The 4,705-nt window shown below is 66.1% G+C and carries 6 protein-coding genes; all 6 read right to left on the minus strand.

What is annotated here, in order from left to right:
* Positions 1 to 971 (minus strand): phospholipase D-like domain-containing protein (locus RMO40_RS17030; RefSeq protein WP_309723994.1); only part of this gene is annotated, 971 nt, incomplete at its 3' end.
* A complete protein-coding gene (locus tag RMO40_RS17035; protein WP_309723995.1) occupies positions 971 to 1,762 on the minus strand; it encodes an endonuclease/exonuclease/phosphatase family protein in 792 nt (263 codons plus the stop codon). The genes RMO40_RS17030 and RMO40_RS17035, both read right to left, overlap by 1 nt.
* Complete coding sequence (gene nudB / locus RMO40_RS17040; protein ID WP_309723997.1) at positions 1,759 to 2,211, minus strand: dihydroneopterin triphosphate diphosphatase; 453 nt, start codon at positions 2,209 to 2,211, stop codon at positions 1,759 to 1,761. The genes RMO40_RS17035 and nudB overlap by 4 nt, the downstream gene beginning before the upstream one ends.
* Before the next feature lie 9 nt (positions 2,212 to 2,220).
* On the minus strand, positions 2,221 to 2,934 hold the full coding sequence (locus RMO40_RS17045; RefSeq protein WP_309723998.1) for a nucleotidyl transferase AbiEii/AbiGii toxin family protein: 714 nt from the start codon (positions 2,932 to 2,934) through the stop codon (positions 2,221 to 2,223).
* The gene (locus tag RMO40_RS17050) at positions 2,927 to 3,409 is read right to left on the minus strand and encodes a helix-turn-helix domain-containing protein (RefSeq protein ID WP_309724000.1); all 483 of its coding nucleotides are present in this window, start codon (positions 3,407 to 3,409) and stop codon (positions 2,927 to 2,929) included. The genes RMO40_RS17045 and RMO40_RS17050 overlap by 8 nt, the downstream gene beginning before the upstream one ends.
* A 109-nt stretch (positions 3,410 to 3,518) precedes the next feature.
* Positions 3,519 to 4,705, minus strand: a 1,187-nt coding sequence (aspS, locus tag RMO40_RS17055; RefSeq protein WP_309724002.1) for an aspartate--tRNA ligase, incomplete at its 5' end; no start/stop codon positions are given.

Genomic DNA, 4,705 nt, shown 5'->3' on the forward strand with positions numbered 1-4,705 from the left:
CCGTTGGTGAGCAGCACGTCGTACAGCGCACGCGCGGCCAGCGCGGCAATGCGGTAGTCGATCTTGCCTTGCAGCAGCAAGCGCACCTCGACCCCGCGCCGGGCCGCGGCCACCAGCACCCGCATGAAGGCGCGCCCGGGGTAGAAATAGGGCGAGACGAGGTCGACTCGGGTTCGTGCCTTGCGGATGGCGTCGATGTAGCTGCGTTCGATGGCGCGGCGCTGGCGCAGGTTGTCGCGCATCACGAAGGCAGCGCGCACCGGCGGCAGGTCATGCGCTTCTTCGCCCGGCTTGGCGCCTTTGGGCATGCGCAGGCGGCTCAACATGCGCTTGGCACGCGCCACCGGCAAGGCGCTGGTGGCCAGTGCCGTCATCTCGCGGCGGAAGTTGCGCCCGATGCTGGCACGCGTCCAGAGCGCGCGGGTCGCCTGCTCGATGGGCTCGACCACCGGGCCGCGCAGCTCCACCGCAAAGTCGAGCCGCGGGTTTTCGCTCCAGCCGTGCACCTGGTCGTAGTGGTCGTCGAGCAGGTTGATGCCACCGATGAAAGCGACGTCGCCATCGACCACACACAGCTTCTGGTGCAGGCGGCGCAGCTGACCGGGCTGCAGCCAGCTCCACCAGCGGTGCAGCGGCCTGAAGACGGTGAGGTGCACACCGGCCTCGGCCAGGCGGCTGCGCAGCTCGGGCAGGCTGCTGCGCGAGCCGAATCCGTCGACCACCAGGTTGACGCGCACGCCGCGCTGCGCTGCGTCGGCCAGCGCCTGGGTGAGCACCGACACGCTGCCGGTGTTGTCGTAGATGTAGGTGGCGAGCCAGATCTCGTGGCGGGCCTGCTCGATGGCGCTCGCCATGGCCGGGAACAAGGCCTCGCCGCCGCGGTGCAGCGTGGCCTGGTTGCCGCCGCTGTAGAGAGTGCGCGGCGCCACACGCATCAACGAGCCGGTCAAGGCGTCGCGTTGAGAGGCCATCAGGCGAGCTCGAGGTCGGCCACCAGCGGCAGGTGATCCGACATGCGTGCCCAGGCATTGCCACGCGGCACGAAGGTCGAGGTGCAGCGAAAGCCGCGGGTGTAGATGCGGTCGAGCGAAAACAGCGGCACCCGTGACGGAAAGGTTCGCTGCGACATGCTTTCCGCGTGCTCGGCGCGCATCAAGCCCATCTGGCGCATGGGGGCGTCGAGCTTCTCGCCCCAGTCGTTGAAGTCGCCCGCCAGCACCACCGGCTCGTGACGCGGCACCTTGTGGGCCAGGAAAGCGGCAATGCGCTCCACCTGGCGCACGCGGCTCGCATGCATCAGGCCCAGGTGGGCGACGATGGCGTGCACCTGAATGCCGTTCCAGTACACCAGCACGTGCAGCAGGCCGCGCTGCTCGAAGCGGTGGTCGGAGACGTCGTGGTGGCCGATGTCTTCACCCAGCGGCCAGCGCGAGAGCAGCGCGTTACCGTGCTCACCGTCTTTGGTGACGGCGTTGGTGCGGTAGGCCACGTCGTAGCCTTCGGGTGCGAGGTGGTTGGCCTGCGGCACGCGCGGCCAGCCGAAATGGGTGTCGGGGAAGCGGGCCGCCTCGCCGTGGTTGAAGCTGCGCACCTCTTGCAGAAAGATCAGGTCGGCGTCGAGCGCTTCCACACCGAGGCCGATGTTGTGGATCTCCAGCCGCTTGCGCGGGCCCACGCCGCGCACGCCTTTGTGGATGTTGTAGGTGCCCACCCGCAAGACGTGGGCGGGGTGCAAAGTCGACGAAGAAGCGCCACGGGTCATGCAAACCTTGAAAGCTGAAGAATGGCCTCGGCGTTGGATGGCGAGAAGCAGCGGTCGGCCGCTTCTCGATACGCAAGCCATTGGTATTGAAGGTGTTCACGTGGGGCCAGTGTGACGCTCGTTCCGCGCGGAACCAGCAGGCCGAACACGTGTTCGGTGTTGTGCGTCACCCCCGGGGCATAACGGTGCCGCCACACCGGGTAGATCTCATACACGTTGCGAAGGTTCCAGTCGCGAAGGTTGGCAAGCGGCACCTCGGCCGAGCCGATGCTGATGCCGGTTTCTTCAGCCACCTCGCGCACCGCCGTCTCGGCGGGCAGCTCGTCCATGCTGTCTTTGGACCCGGTCACGCTTTGCCAGAAACCCGGCTGGTCGGCGCGCTCGATCAGCAGCACCTCCAGCTCGTGGGTGTGAATGACGATCAGTACCGACTCGGGGATCTTGTGCATCGACGCATCCTACTGGGCCTCGGGTGGGGCACGTGGCGTCAGTGCCTTGATGCGCTGCCACAGCAGCGCCTTGGGCACGGTGATTTGCATGGCGGCCATGCAACGCTCGAGCCGCCCTTCTCGCCCAAGCACGTGGGCAATGGCTTTGCCCAGATCAGACTGGATGCTTTCGCCATACGCACCCTGCGCCTTCTCGATGGCCTGCTTCAGAAGTTTGGCCTTGGGTTGCATCATGGCCAGGTCGATCAGGTCGCGGCTGAACACGCTGTCGTCGGCCCATCGGTCGGAGTTGGCGAGCAGCTTGCTCGCCGCCATGTCGAGCGGGGTGAGCGTGGCCAGGCCGCACAACACGTCGCCAGGGCCTGGGGGCTGCAGCGCGATGCGGGCTTCGAGCACGATCTCGAACTTGATCTGCGTTGGCTCTGCGAGCAGCAGCGTGCGCAGGCCGTACTGGTCGGCGCGAACCTCACGCAATGCCTGCAGCGTGGCGCCAGGCCTTGTGATGGCCGCGACCCCTTGCGGGCCGGTGAGCAGCTGCCGCAGGTCTCGGTAGCCGGCCACGTCGGAGACAAGAAAGTCGATGTCGACCGACTCGCGGTACTCACCAAAACGCAAGGCCATCGCCGTGCCGCCCGCGAACAGGCAGCCCTTTTGTACGAGCAACGGCGCGTTCAACGCCTCCAGCACGGCGGCGATGCGGCGGTGGTGGGCGCGCTCAAACAAGCAGATGCCCCTTGCCGATTTCGTTGACCAGTTGCGCCAGCAAGGCCTGCTCGCCGGGGCTCAAGCGGTGGTGGTCGAGATGGCGCCAGTTGCGCTCGTACAAGCTCAGGGCTTCGGCCGGCGTGAGCTCGGTCAAACCCGGTGCGTGCCAGGCCAGGCGAGCCAACGCAGGGTAGTCGGCCAGACGGATGCTGGCGGGAAGTGCACGCGCCACCGCCGCTGCGGCTTGAGGCGCGTCATCTGCCACCACACCGAGCACCAGGCCGAGGGCGCTCATCGCATTGAGGTACGCGCCCATGGTGACCGACGCCTCCCCGCTTTCAATGCGGTGCAGGGTGACACGCGAGATGCCCGCCGCCGCGGCAGCCGCCGTGGCGCTGACGCGCAAAGCCTTGCGCCGTGAGCGGATGTGCCGGCCGAAAGCGCTCAGTTGAGCGACAACGGCCGGGTTGGCGAGTGGGGCTGTGGCTGGCATATGTTTCTCATTTTATACATATGATTTTTATGTCTGAAATGAGAAACACTTTAAGGCGTAAAAAAGGGCGGCCAAAGCCGCCCTTCAGGCCGAACCACTGCCGGGCCCGTCAGCTCACCACCTGCGGGTTGCGCAGGCGGATGTGCAGCTCGCGCAGCTGCTTTTCATCGACCGGGCTCGGCGCGTGCGTGAGCAAGTCTTGCGCGCGTTGGGTCTTGGGGAAGGCAATCACGTCTCGGATCGACTCGGCCTTGGTCATCAGCGTGACCAGGCGGTCCAGGCCGAAGGCCAGGCCGCCGTGCGGGGGCGCGCCGTACTGCAGCGCATCGAGCAGGACGCCGAACTTGAGCGGCGCCTCTTCGGGGCCGATCTTGAGCGCGTTGAAGACCTTGCTCTGCACCTCGGCGCGGTGAATCCGCACCGAGCCGCCACCCAGCTCCCAGCCGTTGAGCACCATGTCATACGCCTTGGCAATGCATTTGCTCGGGTCGGTGTCCATGTAGTCTTCGTGGCCGTCTTTGGGCGCCGTGAAGGGGTGGTGCACCGCGTTCCAGCGCTGGCCTTCGTCGTCGTACTCGAACATCGGGAAGTCGACCACCCACAGCGGCGCCCACTTGTCCTCGAACAAGCCGTTCTTCTTGCCGAAGTCGCTGTGGCCGACCTTGATGCGCAGGCCGCCGATGGCGTCATTCACCACTTTGGCCTTGTCGGCGCCGAAGAAGATCAGGTCGCCGTTGCGTGCACCGGTGCGGGCGATGATCTCGGCAATGGCCGCATCGTGCAGGTTTTTCACGATGGGCGACTGCAGGCCTTCGCGGCCCTTGCCCGCATCGTTGACCTTGATCCAGGCCAGGCCCTTGGCACCGTAGATCTTCACGAACTCGGTGTAAGCGTCGATCTCGCCGCGGCTCATCTCGCCGCCGCCGGGCACGCGCAGGGCGACCACGCGGCCGTCCTTCGCGTTGGCCGGGCCGGAGAAGACCTTGAAGTCGACGTCCTTCATCACCTCGGTCAGCTCGGTGAACTCGAGCTTGACGCGCAGGTCGGGCTTGTCGGAGCCGAAGCGGTGCATCGCCTCCTGGTACGTCATCACCGGGTAGCCGGGCAGGTCGACACCAATGGTGCTGCGGAAGACCGTGCGGATCATGCCTTCGAACATGCCGCGGATTTCTTCTTCGGTGAGGAAGCTGGTCTCGATGTCGATCTGCGTGAATTCGGGCTGACGGTCGGCGCGCAGGTCTTCGTCGCGGAAGCACTTGGTGATCTGGTAGTAACGGTCGAAGCCGGCCACCATCA

This window comes from Rhizobacter sp., assembly GCF_031412075.1.
In the GTDB taxonomy this organism is placed as follows: domain Bacteria; phylum Pseudomonadota; class Gammaproteobacteria; order Burkholderiales; family Burkholderiaceae_C; genus Rhizobacter.

What these genes read in the sequence shown, in the direction of transcription:
- RMO40_RS17035 (WP_309723995.1), bottom strand. Translation starts at nt 1,762, where the DNA reads ATGACCCGTGGCGCTTCTTCGTCGACTTTGCACCCCGCCCACGTCTTG.
- nudB (WP_309723997.1), bottom strand. Translation starts at nt 2,211, where the DNA reads ATGCACAAGATCCCCGAGTCGGTACTGATCGTCATTCACACCCACGAG.
- RMO40_RS17050 (WP_309724000.1), bottom strand. Translation starts at nt 3,409, where the DNA reads ATGCCAGCCACAGCCCCACTCGCCAACCCGGCCGTTGTCGCTCAACTG.